Annotated in this window: 20 protein-coding genes; 9 read left to right on the top strand and 11 right to left on the bottom strand. The window is 68.8% G+C overall.

Annotated features, from left to right (window positions below):
- Nucleotides 1–4 precede the first annotated feature (4 nt).
- Complete coding sequence (locus tag ABGB17_RS13095; protein ID WP_347628936.1) at nt 5–613, top strand: maleylpyruvate isomerase family mycothiol-dependent enzyme; 609 nt, start codon at nt 5–7, stop codon at nt 611–613.
- Between the two features lie 43 nt (nt 614–656).
- Here ABGB17_RS13095 and ABGB17_RS13090 read toward each other — a convergent pair whose 3' ends face one another.
- The 11 genes from ABGB17_RS13090 to ABGB17_RS13040 form a co-directional block, all read right to left on the bottom strand.
- Entirely contained in the window at nt 657–1,262 is a 606-nt protein-coding gene (locus tag ABGB17_RS13090; RefSeq protein ID WP_347628934.1) for a Uma2 family endonuclease, read from the bottom strand.
- Nucleotides 1,263–1,325: 63 nt separating this feature from the next.
- Nucleotides 1,326–2,558, bottom strand: a complete 1,233-nt coding sequence (locus ABGB17_RS13085) for an MFS transporter (protein WP_347628932.1) — start codon at nt 2,556–2,558, stop codon at nt 1,326–1,328.
- Entirely contained in the window at nt 2,555–3,619 is a 1,065-nt protein-coding gene (locus tag ABGB17_RS13080) for a GNAT family N-acetyltransferase (RefSeq protein ID WP_347628930.1), read from the bottom strand. The genes ABGB17_RS13085 and ABGB17_RS13080 overlap by 4 nt, the downstream gene beginning before the upstream one ends.
- A complete protein-coding gene (locus ABGB17_RS13075) occupies nt 3,616–4,899 on the bottom strand; it encodes an ATP-grasp domain-containing protein (protein ID WP_347628928.1) in 1,284 nt (427 codons plus the stop codon). The genes ABGB17_RS13080 and ABGB17_RS13075 overlap by 4 nt, the downstream gene beginning before the upstream one ends.
- Nucleotides 4,900–5,033: 134 nt before the next feature.
- Nucleotides 5,034–5,339 carry an antibiotic biosynthesis monooxygenase family protein gene (locus ABGB17_RS13070; RefSeq protein ID WP_347628926.1) on the bottom strand — a complete coding sequence of 102 codons (306 nt, stop codon included), beginning with the start codon at nt 5,337–5,339 and terminating at the stop codon, nt 5,034–5,036.
- 37 nt (nt 5,340–5,376) lie between these two features.
- The gene (locus ABGB17_RS13065) at nt 5,377–5,691 is read right to left on the bottom strand and encodes an antibiotic biosynthesis monooxygenase (protein ID WP_347628924.1); all 315 of its coding nucleotides are present in this window, start codon (nt 5,689–5,691) and stop codon (nt 5,377–5,379) included.
- 126 nt (nt 5,692–5,817) lie between these two features.
- Nucleotides 5,818–6,603, bottom strand: coding sequence for an ABC transporter permease (locus ABGB17_RS13060; protein ID WP_347628922.1), 786 nt, complete (start codon nt 6,601–6,603; stop codon nt 5,818–5,820).
- On the bottom strand, nt 6,600–7,406 hold the full coding sequence (locus ABGB17_RS13055; protein WP_347628920.1) for an ABC transporter permease: 807 nt from the start codon (nt 7,404–7,406) through the stop codon (nt 6,600–6,602). Before ABGB17_RS13055 ends, ABGB17_RS13060 begins: the two co-directional genes overlap by 4 nt.
- Nucleotides 7,403–8,374, bottom strand: coding sequence for an ATP-binding cassette domain-containing protein (locus ABGB17_RS13050; protein ID WP_347628919.1), 972 nt, complete (start codon nt 8,372–8,374; stop codon nt 7,403–7,405). The genes ABGB17_RS13055 and ABGB17_RS13050 overlap by 4 nt, the downstream gene beginning before the upstream one ends.
- On the bottom strand, nt 8,371–9,723 hold the full coding sequence (locus tag ABGB17_RS13045) for a cytochrome P450 (protein ID WP_347628917.1): 1,353 nt from the start codon (nt 9,721–9,723) through the stop codon (nt 8,371–8,373). Before ABGB17_RS13045 ends, ABGB17_RS13050 begins: the two co-directional genes overlap by 4 nt.
- Nucleotides 9,724–9,899: 176 nt before the next feature.
- Nucleotides 9,900–10,370, bottom strand: a complete 471-nt coding sequence (locus tag ABGB17_RS13040) for an ester cyclase (RefSeq protein ID WP_347628915.1) — start codon at nt 10,368–10,370, stop codon at nt 9,900–9,902.
- A 187-nt stretch (nt 10,371–10,557) separates the two neighbouring features.
- Between ABGB17_RS13040 and ABGB17_RS13035 the strand changes: the two genes are divergently transcribed.
- The 8 genes from ABGB17_RS13035 to ABGB17_RS13000 all read left to right on the top strand — a co-directional run bounded on the left by ABGB17_RS13035 (nt 10,558) and on the right by ABGB17_RS13000 (nt 23,735).
- The gene (locus tag ABGB17_RS13035; protein WP_347628913.1) at nt 10,558–11,589 is read left to right on the top strand and encodes a methyltransferase; all 1,032 of its coding nucleotides are present in this window, start codon (nt 10,558–10,560) and stop codon (nt 11,587–11,589) included.
- Entirely contained in the window at nt 11,589–12,857 is a 1,269-nt protein-coding gene (locus ABGB17_RS13030; RefSeq protein WP_347628911.1) for a cytochrome P450, read from the top strand. The genes ABGB17_RS13035 and ABGB17_RS13030 overlap by 1 nt, the downstream gene beginning before the upstream one ends.
- Before the next feature lie 28 nt (nt 12,858–12,885).
- Nucleotides 12,886–13,728, top strand: coding sequence for an SDR family oxidoreductase (locus ABGB17_RS13025; RefSeq protein ID WP_347628909.1), 843 nt, complete (start codon nt 12,886–12,888; stop codon nt 13,726–13,728).
- 102 nt (nt 13,729–13,830) lie between these two features.
- Nucleotides 13,831–14,208, top strand: a complete 378-nt coding sequence (locus ABGB17_RS13020; RefSeq protein ID WP_347628907.1) for a VOC family protein — start codon at nt 13,831–13,833, stop codon at nt 14,206–14,208.
- Nucleotides 14,209–15,223: 1,015 nt separating this feature from the next.
- The gene (locus tag ABGB17_RS13015; protein ID WP_347628905.1) at nt 15,224–19,402 is read left to right on the top strand and encodes a LamG-like jellyroll fold domain-containing protein; all 4,179 of its coding nucleotides are present in this window, start codon (nt 15,224–15,226) and stop codon (nt 19,400–19,402) included.
- 154 nt (nt 19,403–19,556) lie between these two features.
- Nucleotides 19,557–20,510, top strand: coding sequence for a hypothetical protein (locus ABGB17_RS13010; RefSeq protein ID WP_347629056.1), 954 nt, complete (start codon nt 19,557–19,559; stop codon nt 20,508–20,510).
- On the top strand, nt 20,504–23,251 hold the full coding sequence (locus ABGB17_RS13005) for a polymorphic toxin-type HINT domain-containing protein (protein ID WP_347628903.1): 2,748 nt from the start codon (nt 20,504–20,506) through the stop codon (nt 23,249–23,251). Before ABGB17_RS13010 ends, ABGB17_RS13005 begins: the two co-directional genes overlap by 7 nt.
- Before the next feature lie 7 nt (nt 23,252–23,258).
- Nucleotides 23,259–23,735: an Imm21 family immunity protein gene (locus ABGB17_RS13000; protein WP_347628901.1), complete on the top strand. Its 477-nt coding sequence runs from the start codon at nt 23,259–23,261 to the stop codon at nt 23,733–23,735.
- The last annotated feature ends 24 nt before the right edge of the window (nt 23,736–23,759 follow it).

Below are 23,759 nucleotides of genomic sequence, written 5' to 3'. Positions count from 1 at the left end.
TCCGATGCGGTTCCTCAGCGACGACGTGCTCGGCGCCTGCCTCGCGGGCGCCGAGGCGATCGAGAGCATCGCCTCGAACATGTCGGACGACGACTGGGGACGTCCCACTCCCTGCGAGGAGTGGGACGCCGCCGACCTGCTGAACCACCTCTACTGCATCGGGGAGGACTACAACCGCTTCCTTGACTGCCTCTTCGACGAGTACGCCGGCCCGCTGCTGGTGCACGACGACATCGCCGCGCACAACGCCCGGCGGATCGCGAGCCTGCCGCCCGCGTCCCCCCTGGTGCGGGTCGCGCAGTTCGGCCTGGCGGCGAGGAACTTCGTCTCCCGGCTGCCCCGCGCCTGGGACCTGCCCCTGTTCCCCATGAACGGCCACCCGTGGACGGTGGGGGACTACGCGGCGTTCTGCGCGCTCGAATGGCACCTCCACGCCTGGGACCTGTACTCCAGCGTCGGCGTGCCCTACCGCCCCGAATGCCGGGGCACCCTCGGCGCCGCCTGCGGCCGCTGGCTGCCGGACGCCTTCCGCACCGGGGACGACTGCTGGGACGTCCTGCTCCAGGTCTCAGGCCGCCAGCCCGGCCTCGGCCTGTCCCACGAGACCGTCTGACCTGGAGGCGGCCGTCCGGCACGGCCGGACGGCCGTCCGCGGTTCAGAGCCTGTCGATCTCCGTCAGGTCGATGTCGATGTCGAACGGCACCGTGATCCGTACGCGCCCCTGGTGGCTTCCGGACAGGACGTAGGCGCGCGTCGTGGCGTCCAGCTCGTACACGTTCACCGAAGGATGCCCCTCGCAGGTCTCGACCAGCCAGAAATGAGGGATGCCCGCCTCCGCGTACAACTGCGGCTTGCGCTTGCGGTCGCGCTCCTCCGACTCGGGCGAGACCACCTCGATCGCGAGGACCACATCTTCGGCACGGTAGGCCGTGACCCCGGGGCCACGGATCCCTCTGGCGTGCAGGACCACGACGTCCGGCTCCGGCCGCTGGCGTGGCCCCAGCACCACGCTCATCTCGCGACGCACCCGCAGATCGGCCGGAACCGTGCGGCGAAGGCCGCTCTCGAGCAGATACAGCATCAGAGTGTGGAAGTCTTCCTGCGGGCCGACGAGCACCAGGCTTCCATCGATCAACTCTGTGTGCGCGGGCAAACCCGGAAGGTGATCGAGGTCCTCGGCGTGGAACCCCTCAGGGGGAGGAATCAACCAGTCGGGTAGCTCCGAGTCCGTCATCTCTCCGCTCCGGACCTGGACCTTCATGTGTCCCACCGTAGCAAGTGGATTCCCTCCCGCCTGGACGCTTCGGTGACGTGGACGTGCGGGTCACACCCGGCTGGACAGCTCGGGGACCGGTTGCGGCAGTACCGTGACGGCGCGGTGCAGGCGGCCGGCGGCGTAGGCGAACGCCGCGGCGGCGACCAGGGCGACCACGCCGACCACGGGGAACGCGAGGTGGCCCACCATGCTGTGCGCGGCGACCGCGAGCACAGGGCCGGCCAGGAAGCCCACGTCGGCGATGGCGTTGAACCGGCCCCACACGGTGCCTGAGGCGTCGGTGTACTTGTCGATGCCGTCCCTGGCCACCAGGTAGCCGTGGCCCTGGGCGACCATGAACACCACGAACGCGATCAGGCCGATGCCGAGGTCGCCGATCTCGGACATGGCGAGGCACGACCCGGCGAGCACCAGCAGGCTGACCGTGCCCGCCGCCGGTGAGCGCAGCCGTTCGGGCACCCGCGCGCTGAGCAGCGTGGACACCACCCACACGGCGAGGCCCACCCCGAGGATCAGCGCCGACTTGCCGGTGGGGTCCTCCTCGCCGCCCGCGACGTACAGCGGCACCAGCGGCTCGCTCGCGGCGAACAGCAGGTTGAGGATCAGCTCGTACAACGCGAAGACGAACAGTGGCAACGCCCAGCCCCGCCGCCCGGCGGACGCCGGGGTGCTCTCGCCGGCGGTCGCCGCCCGCGGGGCCGCCGCGGCGGGGAGCCGCATGGCGTACGCCACGGTGCCCGCCCCGGCGAGGCTGAGCGCCGCGCCGACGAGCAGCACCACCCGGTACCCGGCGAACAGGTGCACGACGCCCGCGACGGCCGGGCCCATGGCCAGGGTGAGCACCGCGCCGGCGCCGACGATGGAGCGCAGGCGGGCGACCGGCACCTGGTAGTGGTCCGCGATCATGCCGGTGGCGCGGTAGATCGCCGGGATGCCGAGCCCGGTGCCGACGCCCCAGACCAGCCGCCCGGCGACGGCCAGGTCCGCGCCGTCCGCCACCGCGATGAGCCCCATGCCGGCCGCCCCGCCGATCCAGGCGACCGCGGCCGTCGGGGCCGGGCCCCACCGGTCGGTCAGCCGCCCGCCGAGCGCCCACTGGCTGATGATCTTCGCCACCGGGTAGGCCAGCAGGAACACCGTGAGCATGACGGGCCCGAGCCCGAGCTCGCCCTGGAGCTGCGGCAGGAACGGCAGGATCGCGGTGTACCCGATGTTCATCCCCGCGATGGCGACGATGATCAGGGCGAACCGCGACCGGTACCCCTTGCTCCCGACGGTCACGGCCGCCGCCCGGCGTGGTTGCGCGCGATCAGCCGGATGTGCAGCTCGGTGAGCGACGCCTGGATGTTGTAGTCGTCCTCGGCGAGGTAGCAGGCGGCGTACAGGTCCACGCCGCTGAGGCCGAGACGCTGCTTGTACAGGTGGTTGGATCGGCCCATGTCGATGATGGCGGCGCCGCTGTCCACGGCGTAGGACACCGCCTCGTACGCCAGCGTGCCGTAGGTGTGCAGGGTGCGCAGCCGGGGGTAGTCGATGCCGGCCGTCCACGCCGACAGCCGGTTGCCGTGGCGCAGGCACAGGAAGCCGCCGGCGAGGCTGCCGTCGTGCTCGGCGGCCAGCATGATGGACCCGGGCACCTCGGCGACCGCGTGGAACAGGTCCGCGCCGTACATGTTGTAGCCGTGCGCGGCGGAGGTGTCCACGGTGAGGGCGGCGAACTCGTCCAGCACCTCGACCATCTCGACCCCGTGCAGCCGCCGCACCTTCAGCCCGGCGTCCATGCCGCGCCGCCACTGGCGCCGGAACTCGCGGCGCACGTTGGAGCCCGGCCGCGTGGCGAGGAAGTCCTCCATGGAGTTGCCCACGGGGGCGAAGTAGGCGACGTCGAACAGCACCGACATCGATGTGGGGCGGATCGCCGACCAGCGGCTCAGCACGTCCGGCGTCAGGTTGCTGAACACCAGCGCCACGGCCCCCCACTCGCGGGTCACCTCCAGGCCCCGGTCCACCGCCTCGGCGATGAAGTCGGTGCGCCTGCCCCCGGCGCCGCCGTACTCGGCGTACGGCGAGGGCGCGTACACCACCGGCCCGGGCCAGACCGGGTCCACGCCGACCACCTGCTCGTTCTCCGTCCAGAACGGCGAGTGCTCGACCAGGTAGTACGAGACCAGCTCGGCCTCGTCGCCGTCGCGCAGCAGCAGGTGGCGGAAGTCCATGACCTGCTCGGTCGTGACCTTCTCCCAGGCGGCGGCCCAGTGCGGCGTCAGCGTGATGTGCTCGGCCCAGATGGGTACCTCCGGCAGGTCGGCGACCTGCTCGTACCACGTGGCGGTGGTGGTCATCGTGTCCCCTCCCCGGCCGTCACGGCCGTGTGCGCGGCCGAGGACTCCGGCGCGGCGATGACGACCTCGACGTGCCGCATCCCCTCCTTCATGGCGCGCCGGCAGGACTCGGCATCCTCTCCTGTGACGATCATCGAGCCCAGGACGTCGTCCAGGCCGTTGGGCGGCGGTTTGACGACCTCGCCCGGTGACTTCTCCCACACCAGCTCGTGGAACCACGGCTGCCGCGCCAGTCCCGGCGCGGCGCCGAGGCGGGTCACCACGCCGGCGGCCTCGGGGTAGATGTGCTTGATGGCGGCGGCGCCCTTCCGCGTGGGGGTGAGGTCGCCGAGCTTGCCGAGAGCGGCGTCCGCGGCGGCCCTCGCGAGGTCCACGCCGGAGGCGAGCCGCCACAGGTACGGGATGCGGGCACCCGCGAGCCTGGCGTTCACCTCGACCACCCGGGGGCCGCGCGAGGTGAGGCGCAGCTCGGTGTGGGTGACGCCCCAGTCGACGCCGAGCGCGTCCAGTGCGGCGGTGGCGACGTCCACGGCGGGGGAGCCGGGGTCGGCGAGCGGGTTCGCGGTGTCGACCACGTGCGCGCCCTGCTCGAAGTACGGCGGGTACTCCACGTCGTGGCCGGTGACGCAGGAGACGACGGTGGTGCCGCCGACGCTCACGCACTCGACGCTGATCTGCGGCCCGTCGAGGTACTCCTCGATCAGCAGCCGGACCGGGCCGTCCACGCCGCCGAGGCGCGACCCCGACGACAGGTCGTAGGCACGGGCCAGCTCCGCCGCGTCGTTCGCGCGCACCACGCCGACGCTGCCCGCGAGGTTGCGGGGCTTCACCACGACGGGGTAGCCGATGCCGGCGGCGACGGTCAGGGCCTCCGACAACGAGCCGACCGGCACCGAACGGGCCGACGGCACGCCGGCGGCGTCCAGGGCCTGCCGGGTGAGCAGCTTGTCGCGGCAGGCGCGCACGGTCTCCAGGCTGTTGTGCGGCAGGCCGATCTCCTCGGCGATGGCCGCGGTCACCTCGAGGTACTGCTCGACGTAGGTGACGACGCCGTCGAAACGGCCGGCGCCGGCGACCGCGCGCACCACGGCGGCGGTGTCGTCGAAGGACACGGGGATGTGGCCGCGGATGTGGGCGAGCTGCCAGGTGGGCGCCTCGTCGTCGACCAGGGTGACGGCGTAGCCCCCGGCCATGCTGCGCAGCCCGTACTCCCGGCAGACCTGGCAACCGCTGCCGACCACGAGCAGTCTCTCGGGCGGTCCGGCTGACGTAGGCGACATGGGCGAAGTCCTATCTGTTCAAGGGGACCACGCGCCCCGTCCGCTCGCGCCTTGCGACATCGCGCCGTCATGCTGTACACCCCAAGCTGGGGCCGCCGCCGTCTACGGCTCGGCGGCGGCCCTGCCCGGGAAGGTCACGCGACGTTGGCGACGCCGACCTTCGCGACATTAGGGTCCACAGGGCTACAGGAGACGTCCGCGATCATGAGTAGATCGGTCACCTGCTTCTGGAACTCCCTGATGGACATCAGACGGCGGTGGGACGCGGTGTCCCTCCATTGGATGACGGTGATGTACTCGTCCGGCCGGAGATCGGACCGCTCGATCTGGAAGCCCCCGAAGCCCGGCTGGGCCCGCAGGAACTCCTCATGCTCCTTGATCTGGCGTTCGAACTCGGACCGGTCGCCCCGGAGCGTGAACGTATTGATGAATGCGATCATGTGATCTCACGTCCGATCGCCGTGGGCGGGTGTGGGGTCAGGCGGAGCGGGCCTCGGCGGCCTGCGTGACGTCCGCGGAGGCCTCGACCACCTCGCTGCAGCTCACGTCGGCGACGCCGAGCAGGCTGGTCACCTGGACCTGGAACTCCTTGGTCTGGCGGAGCGCCTCGTGGGACTCCTCACTGACCCACTGCACGATGTTGACGTACTCGCCGGGCCGGGTGTCGGAGGGGTTGAGCTCGAACCCGCCGAACCCGGCCTGGGTCCGCAGGTACGCCTCGTGCGACGCCATCAGGCTTTCGAACACCTGGGGGTCACCCTTGAGAACGAATGTGTTGATGTACGCGAGCACTTTTCTCCTGTCCTCCTGCTATCGGGATGTGACCTGTCGTGACGGGGGACATCACACGTCGAAAGCTACGTTCGCCGCGAAACGTGGCCTTCTCATGGATTGCTGTCATCTGGCGCTCCTCCTGGGTCAGCCGAGCGTGGCGAGGTCACGGCGGCGGTAGAGACGCACGGCCAGCGGCACGGCGACGACGGTGACGGCGAACGCCCAGCACAGGATGGCGGTCACCGGGCCGGCCACCGGATGACCCACTGAGGACAACCCGATGGCGGCGTCGGCGGCGGACGACAACGGGTTGGCGCCCACCAGCGGTTGGAGGAAACCAGGGAACGCGTCCTTCGGCGCGAATCCGGAGGAGAAGAAGAGCAGCAGTGTCGAGGGGGCGGTCAGCAGCATGCCGATCGCCTCCACCTTTCGTACGGTCAGCGCGATGACCAGCGCGATCCACATGAAGATGGAGCCGAACGCGAGCACGACCCCGAAGAACGCGAGCGCCGCCAGCGGCCCGCGCTCGAACCGGAAACCCGCCAGGTGCGCCGCCGCGGCGGAGGCCACGGCCGTCAGCAGCACCCGGGCCAGATCGCTCAGCACCCGTCCCACCAGGGGCGAGGCCCTGCTGATCGGCATGGTCCTGAACCGGTCGTACAGGCCGGTGTTCAGGTCCAGGTAGAAACCCACACCGGTGAGCACCGAGCCGGACGCCGCGCCGAACATCACGACGGCCGGGGCCAGCCGCGCCACGTACGGCCCGCCGCCCGCGCCGGCCACGATGCCGCCGAACACGGTGAGCATGGTGAACAGCAGGATCAGCGGCATCACCAGGGTGTGCACGAGCTGCTGGGGGCTGCGCAGGAACCGCCGCACGCCGCGCCCGGCGAGCAGCAGGCTCTCGGCGGTGACCTTGGCGGCGCTCACGTCGCCCTCCGGTAGGCCCGGGTCGCGGCGCGGGAGAAGACCACCAGCAGGACGGCCAGCCAGACGCACGCGCGGAGCACCGCCCCGGCGACGCCGGTGCCGTCGGCGACGGCGCGCAGCGCGTCCACGACGGCCGACACCGGCGACAACTCGACGACCGGCCGCACCCAGGCGGGGAAGCTGCTCGCGGGGGCGAACGCCGTGGACAGCATGAGCAGCGGCATCGCCGGCATGTGCAGGGTGGAGCCGACCGTCTCCGGCTGGGAGGACGCGAGCCCGGCCGCGCCGGTGCCGAGCGCCAGGACCAGCAGGAACGCCAGCGCCAGCAGCACGAACGCCACCGCGCCGAGCGGGCCGGTGGCGAAACGGAATCCGGTGAGGTGAGCCGCGGCGACGACCGCGCAGACGCTGATCAGCGCACGCACGCCGTCGGAGGCCAGCCGGGCGGTGACGACCGCGCCGCCGTGCACCGGCATCGAGCGCAGCCGGGCCACCATGCCGCCGCGCCGGTCCCGCGACAGCAGCACGGCCGCCGACACCGCGGTGAACGTCGCCCACATGACGACGATCGCGGGCGGCAGGTACTGCCCGAAGTCGATGCCGTGCGCCTGGAACATCTTGCGGAACACCGCGAGGAAGCCGAAGTAGAACAGCAGCGGCGACACGACCATGCCGACGACCGTCGGGACGCTCAGCGCGACACGCAGGTTGCGCCCGGCCAGCAGGGCGGACTGCCTGAGCAGGCTCGCCGCCCCGCCCTCGGCGAGGACCGCGGCCGGGACCGGGCCCGCGCCCACGCTCACCGTACGGCCCTCGCCACCTCGCCCGGGTTCCCCGGCGCGCCGGCGCCGCGGCCGGTGAGGGCGAAGAACACGTCGTCGAGCGTCGGGCGGCGAAGCGCGACGTTGTCCGCCTCGATGCCGGTGTCGGCGAGCCGCCGCACGATCTCGGTCAGCGTGCGGGCGTCCCCGCCGGGCACCACGACGGCGCCGTCGCTCTCGGTGGCGTCGGTCCACTGGCCGCGCAGCACGGCGAGCGCACGCTCCCGCGCGGCGTCGTCGTCCAGGCGCACCTCGCACATGGTGGTGCCGACCTTGTCCTTCAGCTCGTCCGGCGTGCCGGTGGCGATCACCCGGCCCTTGTCGATCACCACGATGGCGTCGGCCAGGCGGTCGGCCTCCTCCAGGTACTGCGTGGTGAGCAGCACCGTCGTGCCGGACACCCGCAGGTCGCGCACCACGCGCCACAGCGCGTGGCGGCTGCGCGGGTCCAGGCCGGTGGTCGGCTCGTCCAGCACCAGCACCGGGCGCGGCACCACCAGCGCCGCCGCGAGGTCCAGGCGCCGCCGCATGCCGCCCGAGTACTCCTTGACCGCCTTGTCGCCCGCCTCCAGCAGGTCGAACCTGCTCAGCAACTCGGTGGCCCGCTCGCCGGCCTCCCGCCGGGACAGGCGCAGCAGCCGCCCGAAGAGCACGAGGTTCTGCCGCCCGGTGAGCACCTGGTCGACCGCGGCGAACTGCCCGGTCAGCGCGATGGACGCGCGCACCCCCGCGGGGTCGCGCAGCACGTCGTGCCCGGCCACGGTCACCCGGCCGGCGTCCGGCCGCAGCAACGTGGACAGGCAGTTGATCACCGTGGTCTTGCCGGCGCCGTTCGGCCCGAGCAGCCCGAGCACCGTGCCGCCCGGCACGGTGAACGACACGTCCTGGACCGCGGCCTTCTTGCCGAACGACTTGCGCAGCCCCTCGACGTCGATCATGGCGTCGTTCACGGCAGCCACTCCGTCACGCGCGGATCGGCGGGCTCGCGCCGCTGGTAGGCCACCAGGCACGGGGACGCGGGGCGCGAGATGCCCATCTTCTTGGACGGCGGCGGGTCCGCCTCGACCAGGCTGAGCGAGTAGGACCGCAGGAGCATGCTCAGCACCACCTTCATCTCCGACTCGGCGAAGCGGGCACCGAGGCAGCGGTGCTGCCCGCCGCCGAGGTTGATCAGCGTCGCGGCGGCCCGGCCCGAGGGGTCGCGGTCGGGGGAGAAACGGTCGGGGTCGTACTCGCCGGGGGAGTCGAACACCTCGGGGGAGCGGTGCGTGATCGGCGGGCACAGCACCGTGAACCAGCCGGCGGGCACCGAGTAGCCGCCGACCTTGTACGCCTTCTCGGTGTAGCGCCACAACATCGTGGTGATGGGGCGCAGCCGCTCGGCCTCGCGCAGGTTCCACTGCAGGCGGCGCAGCGCGTGCAGCGAGCCCGGCGTCGGCAGCGCGGGCGCGTCGTCCACCTCGTTCACGACCTGCTTGAGCTGGTCGGGGTGCTGGAGCAGCAGCACCAGGGCCCAGGCGAGCTGCGCGGCGGTGGTCTCGTACGCCGCGAACACCAGCGACAGGATGAGGCCCACCACCTCCTCGTCCGTCACCGGCGTGCCGTCGGCGTACCGGCCGCTCACCAGGTGGGCGAGGAAGCCGTACCGCTCGGGGTCGGGCTCGATCCGCGCCTCGGCCGTCTTCGGCAGCAGCAGCGTGAACAGCCGGTCCCTGGCGCGGTCCCTGCGGATCAGGCGGGGCAGCGGGAGCTTCGGCGGCAGCAGGATCTCCATGCCCTCCGCCAGGTCCACGTACTGCCGCCAGAAGTAGTCGCCCGACCGGCGCAGGAAGTCCTCACCGAGGAAGGACCTGACCGCGATCGACATGGACAGCCGCTCAAGGCCCCGGGTCGCGTCGAACACCCCGGTGTCGCCCAGCGAGGCCAGCCACTCGTCGGTCTCGTGGACCATGGACACCAGGTAGTTCGGCAGGTTCTTGGCGCGCAACGCGGGCAGCATCATCTCCCGCTGGTCCACGTAGTCCTCGTACGGCGCGGCCTGCAGGACCTCGCCGAACATCGGGATCACCCAGCGGTACACCGAGCGCAGCGACAACGTGGACTCGGGCAGGTTGACGACACCCTGGGCGTCGGCAGGACCGGTGATCACCACCATGCGCTTCGGGCCGAGCTTCAGGGAGAAGACCGGGCCCAGCTCGTCGTGGGCACGCCACAGCGTCCCCATGGCGTCGCGTATGAAGGACGGTCCGTTACCGAGCAGGGGAAGACCCGCCGGAGCGGGCGGTTGCGGTGCGGGCATGAACGTTTCGCCATCCGATGCGGTGCGAGCCGGTGGGCTGTGCGGGCCGATGGATCGGGGACGGGGGAGTCGCGGGCCGGTGGGCCCGGTGACGTGGGGGCGGGCCGGCACGCTCGTGCCGGCCCGGAGGGCGGTATGTGCCCTTTAGTGGCGACAGTGCGGTGGTATCCGGTCCGTCAGGCTTCCGGGATCGGCAGGGACCCGGGGAAGTCCAGGCCGAGCTTGCCCGGGATGGCCGCCATGTCGTACTGGCCCCAGTGGTCGTGGATCAGACCGTCCTGGAACCGCCAGGCGGCCATGCCGTTGATGGAGAAGCGCTTGCCCGTCGGCGGGACGCCGAAGAACTCACCTGTGTGCTCGAAATACAACTCGACGACCTCGAAAAGGTGGTTCTCGTCGGCGAGCCAGATCTTCGGCTCGGCCTTGAGGAAGGCGAACCACTGGGCGGAGTCCTGGAACATCCGGATCACGCCGTCGGGGTCGCTGGGCACCAGGGAGGCACCCGCGATGGGGAAGTGCACCCGCACCTCGGGATGGAGGAACTTCTTGGCCTCCTCCCAGTTCTCCGCCATGATCTGGGCCTGGAAGGCCTCCACGAAAGCCTTGTTGCGCTCGGCCACTGTCTGCGCGTCTGCGGTGGTGGTCATGTCGGCAGCTCCTTCGGATCGTTCGAGGCGAACGTATCCGCGGGCGCCCGCGTTTCCTTCTCACGGATTGCCTGTCCGCGTAGGCAATCCATGAGAAGAAGGTGCCTCTTCCCCCCTCATACGCTGCGCGAAAAGCGCTGACCGGGCCTCCACGCTCTTTCTTCCGATCCTGAATGGGGTGGCATGCGTGACCACCAGTACTGACCGGCAATCGATTACCAACCAGATCATGCAATTCCTCACCGGCAAGGAGATCAGCGGCGCCGTCGTGGCGGCCGCCGAGCTTCGCCTGGCGGACGCCGTGGGTGACGAGCCGGTGGGGATCGACGAACTGGCGACCAAGGTCGGAGCGGACCCCGACGCCCTCTTCCGCCTCATGCGCGCCCTCACCACGCTCGGCGTGTTCCGCACCGTCGGCGACGAGCGCACGTTCGCGCACACCGACCTGTCGGCGGGCCTGCGCTCCGGCGCCCCCGAGCGGCTGCTCGACATGGTGCTGCTCGAAGGCGCCGAGTGGGGCTGGAAGCTGTCCAGCAGGCTGGCCGAGCCGGTGCGCAGCGGCCGCCCGCTGTTCCCGCAGCTCTACGGAAAGGACCTGTTCTCCTACTTCATGGAGGACGAGCCCGAGGCCGGCGCGGTCTTCGACCGGGCCATGACCGCCATCAGCGAGGCGGCCGTCGGGCCGATCGTCGACGCCCTGGACGTCACCGGCGTCGGCAAGGTGGTCGACGTGGGCGGCGGGCAGGGCAGCATCATCCGCGCCGTGCTCCAGCGCAACCCGGGCCTGCGGGGCGCCGTGTTCGACATCGAGCCCGCGCTCTACGACGCCCACGCCGAGCTGCGTGAGGGCGGCGAACTGGCCGACCGCGCCGAGCTGGTCGCCGGCGACTGCCGCGAGAGCATCCCGGTGGCCGCCGACCTGTACCTGTTCAAGCACGTCCTTCACATGTGGGATGACGTCGCCGCGGCGGCGATCCTGCGCAACGCCGCCGCGTCGGCCAACCCCGGCGCTCGGGTCATCGCCATCGAGCAGCTCGTCACCGAGGGCCCCGAGGGGCAGTACGTCGCGCTGCTCGACCTGCACATGCTGGCCGTGGGCGGCGGGCGCGCCCGCAGCGCCGCCGACTTCGCGCGGCTGTTCGAGCTGGCCGGTCTGAAGTTCAGCAAGGTCACCGCCACCGCGGCCGGTGACAGCCTCGTCGAGGGAGTGATTTCCTGATGACCGCGGCCGACCTGCACTTCAGCCCGTTCGACCCCGAGCAGACCAAGGACCCCTACCCCATCTGGGACCGGCTGCGCGGCGAGTGCCCTGTGTACAAGAGCTCCATGGGCTCCGACGAGTGGATGGTCGACGACGCCGAGGACGCCGGCGCCGTCTACGTCGTCACCAAGCACGAGGACATCGCGTACATCCTGGAGCACCCGGACAAGTTCAGCTCCGGTGAGGACAAGAACGGCCCCGGCATCCCGCCCGAGGTGCTGGAGGAGCTCGCCAAGGGCCTGCCGCTCAGCACCACGCTGTACAACACCGACCCGCCCGAGCACACCCGCATGCGCACGCTCGTCGGGCAGGGCCTGTCGCAGCAGCGCGTCGCGGAGAACGCGCCGCGGGTCCGGGCCACGGCCGGGGAACTGGCCGCCGGGCTGACCGGCGGGTCGGCCGAGCTGCTGGAGCAGTACGTCAAGCCGCTGGCCAACACCGCCCTGCTGGACTTCCTCGGCGTGCCCCGCGACGAGCAGGAGCAGGTCCTGCAGTGGAACGGGCTGTGGGAGATGCTGTTCATCCCCGGCCTGCCCGTCGAGGACCAGCGCCAGGCCGCCGCGCAGATCGTGGAGTACCAGCGCTGGTACGAGCGGGCCGTCGAGGACCGCCGCGCGAACCCGCGCGAGGACATGCTGACCCGACTCGCGAACGCCAGGACCGACTCCGGCGACACGCTCACCATGGCCGAGATCGCCTGGTGCACCATGGAGCTCATCTCCGCGGGCGCCGCCAACACCGTGGACGGCCTGGCCAACGTGCTGCTCGTGCTGCTCAGCGAGCCGAAGCGCTGGGAGGAGGTGCTGGCCGACCGCGAACTGCTGCCCGCGGCCGTCGAGGAGGGACTGCGGCTGGAGGGCCCCACCCAGTGGCTGCCGCGCACCGCCGCCGAGGACATCGAGCTGAGCGGCACCCGCATCCCCAAGGGCGCCATGGTGGCCGTCACCTACCAGGCCGGCAACCGCGACCCCGAGGCGTTCCCCTCGCCCGCCACCTACGACCCCAAGCGTCCCGGGCTCGCCCGGCACGTGGCGTTCGGCCGCGGCGCGCACTACTGCGTCGGCGCGGGCTGGTCCCGCATGGCGATCCGCACCGGCATCGAGGTGCTGCTCGACACCATCCCCGACGCGCGGCTGCCCGAGGACTACGAACCCGAGTTCTACCTCCCCATCCCGGTGCTGCGCTGCGTCACCAGCCTGCCCGTCACCTGGCCCGTCACCGGCTGAGTCACCGCCCGAACGGAGATCCGATCCAATGATTCTGGTAACCGGGGCCACGGGAGCCGTCGGCACCCACGTCGTCTCCTCCCTCGTCGAGGCCGGCGCGAAGGTCCGCGCGCTGACCCGCAACCCGGACAAGGCGAAGTTCGACCCGTCCGTGGACGTGCACGTCGCCGACGTGGACAAGCCCGAGACGCTCCCCGGGGCGCTGGAGGGCGTCGAGCGCGTCTTCATGCTCGCCCCGAGCCACCACGCCCCCGCCCACGACGCCGCCATCGTGACGGCCGCCAAGGGCACCGGCGTGCGCCACCTCGTCAAGATCTCGGGGCTCGGCACCATCGACGGCGCCCCTGACGCGATCACCCAGTGGCACCTGGAGGGCGAGCGCGCCGTGAAGGAGTCCGGCATCCCCTGGACGATCCTCCAGCCCGGCGAGTTCATGTCCAACACGTTCTACTGGACCTGGGGCATCAGAGGTGAGGGCGTCGTCCGCGAACCGCACGGCGACACCCTGCAAGCCATGATCGACCCCCGCGACATCGGGTCGGTGGCCGCCGTGGTCCTCACCACCGAAGGCCACGAAGGGAAGTCCTACCCCATCACCGGCCCCGAGGCCCTCACGCCCAAGCAGCGCGTGGCCAAGATCTCCGCCGCCCTCGGCCGTGAGATCCAGTTCGTGCAGCTCACCCCCCAGCAGGCCCGCGACAACTGGGTCATGCTCGGCGCCCCAGAAGAGCTCATCGACGCCGTCCAGTCGGTCCTCGCCGACACCAGCGGCCGCTGGGCCAAGGTCTACCCCACGGTCGAGGAGCTCACCGGCAAGCCGTCCCGCTCCTTCGACGACTGGCTCACCGACAACCTCCCCGCCTTCCGGTGACGCCACGGCGCGCCCGGCTAGCGATCCGCGACCCGGGCGCGCCACGTCCCTGATAAAACCGCGGTGCACACCGTACGTATCCAGCCACTCACAGGAGTCCCGATGATCACCCATATCGGCACCGTCGACGTCTTCGTCCGCGACCAGGACGCCGCCGTGGAGTTCTACGTCGGCAAACTGGGCTTCGACCTCCGCCGTGACGAGTCGATGGGCCCCATGCGCTGGATCGAGGTGGCACCCCCCGGCGCCCAGACCACCATCGTCATCGCCACCGCCGACTGGCCGGTGGGCAGCGAAGACAAGATCGGCATCTTCACCGACATCCAGCTCATCACCGACGACATCAAGGCCGACTACGACCGCCTGAAGGCCGCCGGCGTGACCTTCACCACCGAACCAGAAGACCAGTCCTGGGCCTGGCACTCGGCTTTCGTCGACCCCGACGGCAACGAGTTCTTCCTCATCCAGCCCAAGTCCTGACCGCAACCTTCCCAACGGCCCCAGAAGGCCCACCCGGTCCACCCGCCCTCCGGTTGGGCCTTCTGTCACGCCGTCGGCCAGAATTCGTTCGCACGTCTGGGTTCAAGGCCTTGACGAAGATCCATCGGTGCGTCAGATTCGACGGTACGGGACGACGTGGCGGGGCGAGAATCGCGATGCGTAGAATTCTGTGCTGCTTCCGCCCGTTATGGCTTTTGAATACGGGGGAACGTGGAGTTGCAGCGCTGGAGATTCTATGCGAATCCGGTTCTGTTTTTTGTTCTTCTGTGTGTGGGATTAGAACCGCCATATGCCCGGGCGGCGACGGAGAGCACCACGCCGATCGCGACTCCGCGACAGATGACGGGGTCTGCGGCCGGGCTTCCCCACGTGGTCCCTTCGGAGGTGACCCGTGGCCCGACGGACGCTTCCTCTCCTGGTGGGGAGGGGGAGCGCCCCAAGGACGCGTTGCCGCTCGAGACAAGACACCGGATGCTCAAGGAGCCGGCGAGGGGAGGCCTGAAACCTCCGCCGTCCAAGAATGCCGGAAAGCCGGTCCCCGGCGCCGCGCTGAGCGCGGCGGGATGTTACCACCCGCGGTGGGTGGCAGGCGTTCCGTACTCTACGGGCGCGATTGTTTCGTATTTCAATACGACGCAGGGGATGACCGAGCCGCATGATTTCGAGGCGACGAGAAACCCGCAGGGTCTTCCGCCTTTGACGACAACGGCTTGGAGAGATCGTGGCCCATGTTATGTGGCACCCGAGCCGGAGCCGCCGACGTTCTATTCGTTCTGGCCGGGGGATGACGGGCTGGTCGGATCGCTGACGCCGACGCTGGGAACCTGGGCGAGGCCAGCGACCGGCCGGCAAGTGTTGTACGCGTTCCAGGTGTGTTCGGGCGCGGGGCCGTCGGAAAGCTGGGACTGGTGTGACGCCAGCGGGTGGACGTCGCGCGGTACATGGGACGTGCCGACAGGTCGTTTGCGGTGGGGGGGGAAAGTACTGGTGGTCGGTGACCGCCGAGGACGCCTCCAACGGTCTGAGGGACACCTCACCGTGGATGACGTTCACCGCCCAGCCTGAGCAGCCGGTGATCAACTCGCTGCTGGCGAGTGGCTCTGGCGGCCGGGAGTTCAACCATGTGGTGGGCAACTACACGCAGACCGTCACCGATGCGTCGGTGAGCGCGGTTGGGCCGCCGCTCACGACGACGCGGACGTACAACAGCCTGGACCCGCGCACGGAAGGAATGTTCGGCGCGGGATGGACCACTCGGTGGGACATGCGGATCGTCGACGAGCCGCAGACCCGGACTTTGCTGGTGACCTATCCGGACGGCAGTCAGTTGCGTTTCGGGGCCACGGGAGCCGGTGACTACGTCCCGCCGCAGGGTACGTACGCCACGCTGGCCACGGTGACCGGCGGCGGCTGGCGGCTTATGGACAAATCGTCGACCACCTACCTGTTCGACACGCAGGGACGTCTCGTCAAGGTAACCGACAATCGAGGCCGCGCCCAGGACCTCGTGTACGGCTCCGATGGAAAGCTGGTCAGGGTGACGGCCACCGGTGGCCGTTCGCTCGCGTTCACCTGGAGCGGCGCCCATGTGGCGGGCGTGTCAACCGATCCAGTGAACGGGACCGCGCTGACCTGGTCGTACACCTATGACGGCGACGAACTTGTCAAGGTCTGCGGTCCAGCCTCGTCGGGCGCGTGCACCGTCTACGAGTACAGTGATGCCTCCCGTTACAGCACCAGCGTGCTGAATTCGGTGCCCCAGGGATATTGGCGGTTGAACGAGACGAACGGAGGTCAGGGCGCCAGAGTGGCCGGGGCTCTTGGCTGGCTGCTCGGTGGCGGCGACGCCGGCTTCAGCACAGGACCCTATGACGCCACAGTGGGAGTACCCGGGGCGCTGGTGGGCTCACCCGACACCGCCGTGCAATTCAGCGGCACGTCGGCATCCAGCTCCCATGTGATCCTTCCCAACGCTTCGGTCAGCGGCCGGGGCACTCACCTCACCGTTGAGGCGTGGCTGAAGACCACCGGGTCCGGCGTCGTTCTCGGCCACAGCAGTTCGCCCGACTCGGTGCCAGACAACTTCACGCCACTCTTGTACGTCGGCACCGATGGCCGGCTGAGGGGGCAGTACTGGAACGGGCAGGCTGCTCCGATCACCTCGGCGAGCCCGGTGAACAACGGTCAGTGGCACCATGTGGCGCTGACCGGGGACGGCGGCACGCAGACCCTCTATCTCGACGGCACGGCTGTCGGCTCCCTGAGCGGAAGCATCGATCACCGGGACCAGTTCTACACACGCATCGGCTCAGGTTTCACGTCATGGTCCTGGCCGGCCTCTACTGGCTCCACCGAGGTGTTCCCGTTCAGGGGGCAGATCGACGAGGTCGCCGTCTACGGCAGGGCGCTGAGCGCGACGGAGATCCGCCGGCACTTCGAGGCCGGTGCGGCCGCTCCGCAGCTGAGCAAGGTGACGATGCCGTCCGGGCGTACGTGGGCGAGCAACTCCTACGCCGCCGACGGTGGGCGCCTGCTGACCCACACGGACTCCAACGGCGGTCTGTGGAAGCTCGCCAGCATGGCGTACGCCATGGGAGCCGAGGGCGGCCCCGAGGCCACGATCATCGTCACCGACCCGCACAACCGGACGCGTACTTCGGTACATGACGCGCTCAGGGCTTTCAGGACCACCTCGCAAGCCGATCAGCTCGGCTACACGACGAAATACGAGTACGACACCGGCGGCTTCCTCGGAAAGGTGACGGACCGGAACAACAATGTCACCGAGCTGTATCACAACGAACGCGGTAACCTCGTCGGCCGCAAGACGTGCCAGACCTCCATGAGCTGCCAGACCGAGCATTACACGTACCACGAGAACAGCGCCGACCGGTTCGACCCCCGCAACGACCAGATACTCGTCTCCCGGGACGCTCGTTCGTCCGGCCCGACGGACAACACCTACGCCACCACGTGGGAGTACACGCCGCAGGGTGAGGTGGCCAAGGAGACGACTCCCGCGACGCCGGACTTCCCGGCCGGACGATCGTCGGTCTACACCTACACCGACGGCACCGAACCAGCCATCGGGAGCGGCACCACACCGGCCGGCCTGCTGGAAAGCGAGCGCGACGCCAAGGGCAAAGTATGGCGCTATGCCTACACGGCACAAGGCGATCTGGCGGAGGAGACCGACCCCACAGGTCTGGTCACCACCTACGGACGCGACGCTCTGGGCCGGGTGACTTCGAGCACGCAAGTTTGGGCGGAGGGCCCCGCCGGTGGGGGACAGACCCCCGCCGTGTCCCAGCCGGGGCTGGTCGCCGCCTACGGGTTCGAGGCGGGCTCCGGGGGGACGGTGCACGATGACTCCGGGAACGCGCACGTGGGTACCGCCAGTGGTACCTCGTGGAGCACCTCAGGCAGATTCGGCAAGGCCCTTTCCTTCAACGGCACGTCCTCATGGGTCACCGTGCCCGACGCGCCCGAGTTCAGGCTGGCGCAGGGGATGACGCTCATGGCCTGGGTCAAGCCCGCGGAACTGGACGGGTGGCGCAGCGCGCTTGTCAAGGAGTACGCAGGCGGGCTGTCGTACGGGCTCTACGCGTCCGACGGCTCGGTGCCCAACGCCTGGGCGGTGAACACGTCGGGAAACGAGGGCACGGTCTCGACGGCCACGGGCCTGCCGCTGAACACCTGGACGCACGTGGCGACGACCTACGACGGCGCGAAGCTCAGGTTCTACGTCGACGGCGATCTGGCTGCGGAATCTGACTTCACCGGGTCGCTGCGTGGGGACGGCGGGCCGTTCCGAATCGGTGGCAACAGCGTGTGGGGTGAGTACTTCTCCGGTGTCATCGACGAGGTCCGTGTGTACAACCGGGCGTTGCCGGAGGCGGAGATCCGTACGGCCCGGGACACGCCTGTGGTGTCCGGTGAGGACCCTGCTGAGCCGTCCCAGCACCCGGGCTCGGCCACCACAACGGTGGCCTACGACTCGCAGGGCCGGGTCAAGTCGATGACAGGCCCGGCCGTGCGGAACGAGGTCACCGGAGTCACGCATACCGCCCAGTCACAGTTCACCTACACCGTGGACGGCTACCGTCTGACCGACAACGTGGTCGATCTCACCGGTGGCGACCCGGAGCGGAAGATCAGCTACGGGTACGACGACTTCGGTCGGATCGTCTCCGTCACCGGCCCTGAAGGAGGTGTGGTCCGCTACACATTCGACCACACTGGGGCCCAGACGAGCCTGGTCGACGAGGTGGGTACCACCTACCACTACACCTATACGCCTCGTGGTGAGCCCGCCTCCACCATCCTGAAGAACTGGACGGGCGGTCCCGTCGATCCGCAACCACCGCGGGACGTCGTGATGGAGTCCGCCTCCTATGATCCCGAGGGGCGCCTGGCCGCACAGGTGGACGCGATGGGACGCAAGCTGTCGTTCTCCTATCTCGCGAACGACGCTCTCTACCGGGTGGTCGCCGACGATGCGAGGCTGAACGGCTCCACCGCACCGCGTGACGTGGTGCTGGAGGAGAACACCTACGACGCCGCAGGCAACCTCACGTCCCAGGTGTCTGACGGGGGACGCACCCGTGTCGACTACGTGTACGACGCGGCCGGCCGCCTGACGTCGCAAACATTCGATCCGGCCGGGCTGGCCCGCAAGACGTCCTACACCTACGATGCCGCCGACGAGGTGATCAAGGAGACGGCCTCCAAACCGGGAGAGAGCCGGACGGAATCGATCGAGTACGGATACGACGACGCCGGGCAGTTGATCCGGCGCACTGTCGAGAACGGTCAGCAGGATCTGGTCACCACCTTCACTCTGGACCGCCGTGGCCTGACCACAGAGATCGTCGATCCGAGGGGCAACGCCCAGGGTGGTGACCCTGGCGCGTACACAACGTCGTTCCGCTACGACCCGACAGGCAGGCTCGTCGAGGCGACCTCTCCCGAGGTGGCCGTCGAGAAGGCCGGGACGGCGGGCAGGGCCCGCCCGGCGGAGAAGTACGGCTACGACAGCACGGGCCGGCCCACACACGTCACGGACGCCGAGGGCCGCATCACGCGGATCGGCTATGACAGGGCCGGGCGGACCACCGGCGTCGCCTTCCTCCGTACATCCCGCCGGGCGGCACCGCCGTCACCCCTGCGGTGAGTTACGGGTATGACCCGGCAGGCAGGCTGACGAGCATCACCGACGAACGAGGCCACGTCCACCGTGCCGAGTACGACGCGCTCGGCAACGTGGCACGCGTCACCGACCCGGGCCCGGCGGCCAGCTCGGTGGACAGTGGGTCACCGAGTACGACCTGCTCGGAGAGCCGCTGGCGACCATCGACCCGACCGGCGCACGCGAGGAGGCGACGTACGACGACCTCGGCCGTGTGATAACCACCACCACCTTGGAGCGGCGACCCGTCAACGCCGCCCACACGACTACCTACGAGTACAACGACGCCGACGACCTGACCAAGCGCATCGAGCCCGGTGATCGGATCACCCGGTATGTGGTGAATGCGGCGGGTGAGGTGACCACCGAGACCAACCCCGCGGGCAAGAACTCCACGTTCGACTACGATCTCGCCGGGCGTCTGGTGAAGGCGACCGATCCGCTCATGAACTCCACAGTGGCGGAGTACGACCTGGCGGGACGTCAGACCGCGACCAAGGACCTCGACGCCTCCGGCAGGGTACTCCGTACCTCGGGCTTCGGCTACGACGCGGCTTCGAACCCCATCAGCGAGACCTCGGCCGAGGGCCACACTGTGCAGCGGAGATACGACGCCACCGACAGGCTCGTGGAACTGGTCGAACCTGTGAAGAGCGGTGAGTCGATCACCACCACCTTCGGGTACGACGCGAACGGAGCCCCTACACGCACCACCGACGGGCGCGGGAACACTGTCTGGACGACGTACAACAGCCTTGGCCTGGTGGAATCACTGACCGAGCCCGCTACGACGGCGCACCCCGGCGAGGCCGATCGCACCTGGACGAACACCTATGACGCCGCGGGGAACCTGCTGTGGACCTTGCATCCCGGTGGCGTGCGGGTCGATCGCGAATACGACCACCTCGGACGGCTGACACGACTGTCGGGCTCGGGTGCCGAAGCGGCCACCGCGGCGCGCTCGTACGGCTACGACTGTCGGGCTCGGGTGCCGAAGCGGCCACCGCGGCGCGCTCGTACGGCTACGACCTCGCAGGGCGGCGGACCGCTATCGGGGACTACGCGCTGGAGTACAACGACAGGGGCTTGCTGACCAAGGTGACCAAGTCATCGGCGCAGACGGCGGCGTTCACCTACGACGCGGTAGGCAACGTCACCGGCAGGGCCGACGCTTCGGGAACGGCGGCCTTCGGCTGGGACAAGAACGACAGGGTGGCCACTGCGACAGACCCGGTGACGGGCCGCTCCTTCGTGTACGGCTACGACGACGCCGACCGGCTCACCACCCTGACCTCGGCCGGCCCGCAGACCACCCAGTCCTTCGAGTACGACGACCTCGACCGGCTGACCTCGCACACCCTCAAGAACAGTGCAGGCACGCAACTCGCGAAAATCCGCTACGGGTGGGACAAGGACGACCTGCTGGTGTCCAAGACGACCGAGGGCACGGCCGGCGCCGGAGCGAACGTCTACGGGTACGACCAGGCGGGCCGCCTGACATCGTGGACCGCGCCCAACGGCAACATCACCTCTTACACCTGGGACGCCTCCGGCAACCGGGTGAGGGCGGGAAACGACACCTATGTATACGACCAGCGCAACCGCCTGACGTCAGGTGCAGGCACCGACTACTCCTACTCTCCACGCGGCACCCTTTCCACGGCCACCACCGCGGGAGTCACCCGGCGGCTCACCTTCGACGCGTTCGACCGGATGGTCGGTGACGGTGATGCGACGTACGGCTACGACGCGTTGGGCAGGCTCACCTCCAGGATTCGCGGCGGCACCGAGCAGCGGTTCAGTTACGCCGGCCTGGAAAACGACATCGCGGCCGTGACCAACGGTGCCGGAGCGGTGCAGGCCAAGTATGGAAGAGACGCCGAGGGCGCACCTGTCAGCTTGCAGGAGGGTGGCGGACCCGCCCTCGGCATCCTGACCGACCAGCACGACGACGTCGTGGGCACCTTCTCCGGCACAGCCCTGATCGACTCCACGGCATTCGACCCCTTCGGAACGGTCACCGCCCGGTCCGGTACCACACGATCCCTCGGCTATCAGGGCGAGTGGACCGACCCCGACACCGGCGCGGTCAACATGCACGCCCGCTGGTACCAGCCCGGTACCGCCCAGTTCGCCTCACGCGACGACCTGACCCTTCCAGGCGACCCCTCCGTTGGCCTCAACCGCTATACCTACGTCGAGGGCTCTCCGCTGACCGGTACCGACCCCTCCGGCCATGACAAGGATTTCGGAGGCGGCAGCGGCGGCCGTCCACGCTGGTACCGCAGCGACCCCAACGCGCGGGCCAAAGCCAGAACCCGCCAGATCAACGCGGAAAAGCGCCAGAGAGCCGACCGGCAGAACGGCAGCGACATACGCCATGAGAAGAAGGAGAACCAGCAGCGCTGGAAGGACAACAAAGAGAGAGACAAGGCCCAGAAGCAATGGGAAAAAGATTATAAACGCAGGCACGAGCTTCGGAAGATGGAGAAGGAAAAGAAGCGGGTACTCAACGAGAAGAAACAGATGCGCAAGCGCCACGCCAAGTGCCAGCGCAACCCCAAAGCCAAGGGCTGTCCAGGTTACAAGGCGCCATCGGGCCGCGCCGGCCAACCGAAGGGAAGCGCCCCGAGGAAACCCTCCACCACCCCCGGTGGCAAGCCCACAGGAAAAGCAGGAAACAAGCCCAAGGGCGGTTCCGGTGGCAAGGGTGGCGGCAAGTCCGGATCTGGCAACAAGTCCAGCGGAAACCCCGGGGGAAAGAGCGGCAACACGCCGGGCGGTAAACCCACCACAAAACCCCCGACCAAACGCGACTACGATCCGGACGACCTCCCGGACGCCTGCGAAATCTCGGTGGCGGCGTGCTTCAACGACCTCGTCAACCCAGTCAGCAGCTCATGCTCAAGCTTCAGAGGTTGCGTCAAGGACCTGATCGAGGACGTCGCAGCCCCTGTGATTGACGATGTCATCGGAAACGTCATAGGCGAAACAGGACCCGACCTGCCCATCGATCCTCCTGGTGCCGCCGCGGCGTGCCCAAGCGGTAACAGTTTCACCGCAGGCACATTGGTACTCATGGCTGACGGTACTCACAAGCCCATCGAACACGTCGAAGTCGGCGACCGGGTCCTGGCTGCCGACCCCCAGACGTCCCGCGTCGACAGCAAACCAGTCACCACTCTGATCGCCGGCGAAGGACTCAAACGACTGGTCGAGATTACTATTGAAGTCGACGGTGATCATAGGGGCACGAGGCAGACTGTGATCGCTACCGACGGTCACCCGTTCTGGCTTCCCGAACTCCGCAAGTGGCTGAACGCCGGAGAACTCAAGCCTGGGATGTGGCTCCAGACCAGCGCCGGCACCTGGGTACGGATCGACGCCGTCGAGAAGACCACAACTCATCGACGTGTCTTCAACCTCACGGTCGACGATCTGCATACCTACTTCGTAAGCGCCGGTGGCTCGGACCTGCTTGTCCATAACATTGGTCCTGATGATCGTCGTTCGAACCCGGATGATGTATGTTCCGTAGGGCCGTACGCAGAGGAATGGATTCCAGCTCGAGACAAGGGGCGTCAATGGACTCAGGACGAAGTGGATCAGAACAATAGGAACGGTGACCACTTCGGCTGTCATACATGCGGTACCAGAGATCCAGGTACTCCAAGAGGGACTTGGGTCAAAGACCATCAACCTCCGAGTGAGTGGGTTCCGGATGGAACGCCGCAGCGTCTGTATCCGCAGTGCCGCTCCTGCAGCTCAAAACAAGGTGGCTGGGTCCGTCGATTGGCTCCGATCATGAGTGATCTCTATGGAAAACTGAGGTAGCGATCTTGTGAAATGGATTGAGAGCGCAGGTGGCCCTCTGGTTCTCGTGTCCTGGGACGACGTGTCCATGTGGTCGGGATACGAAGGTGACTACGAGGCTGCCTGCGCGGTGAAGGATCTTACCGGTGTCGTTCGATTCGGTGACGAGGTCGATGGAAAATCTGCCCTTGTGATATGGGGTGAACCGTTGGCGACGGCATACCTGGCCGACGAAAAAATACTGGTGCAGTGGATGTACGCGGACACAGAGGATGACCTATTGCGGATGGTCGGCCATGAACTGTCCGCAGCCGTCTGGCAGGAGGGGCCGTCGATCACATTGGCACATCGTCTTGTGTTGTTCGATGCGGCTGTACCGGGTGATGAATTGAATGCTGATGACGTCCTGGAGGTGGAACTGGCATCGGGGGTCTATCAGATCCAGACCACTGACGTGGCTTCCGGCCGCCGGGCGGCGCGCCTGTATCGTTTGACCGCTACCTGATCTTGGGGTGCCGCAGGCGGCGCA

This window comes from Sphaerisporangium sp. B11E5, assembly GCF_039871875.1.
Taxonomy (GTDB): domain Bacteria; phylum Actinomycetota; class Actinomycetes; order Streptosporangiales; family Streptosporangiaceae; genus Sphaerisporangium.
The sequence above is the reverse complement of the archived record's forward strand: the minus strand, read 5'-3'. Positions and strand labels throughout refer to the sequence as shown.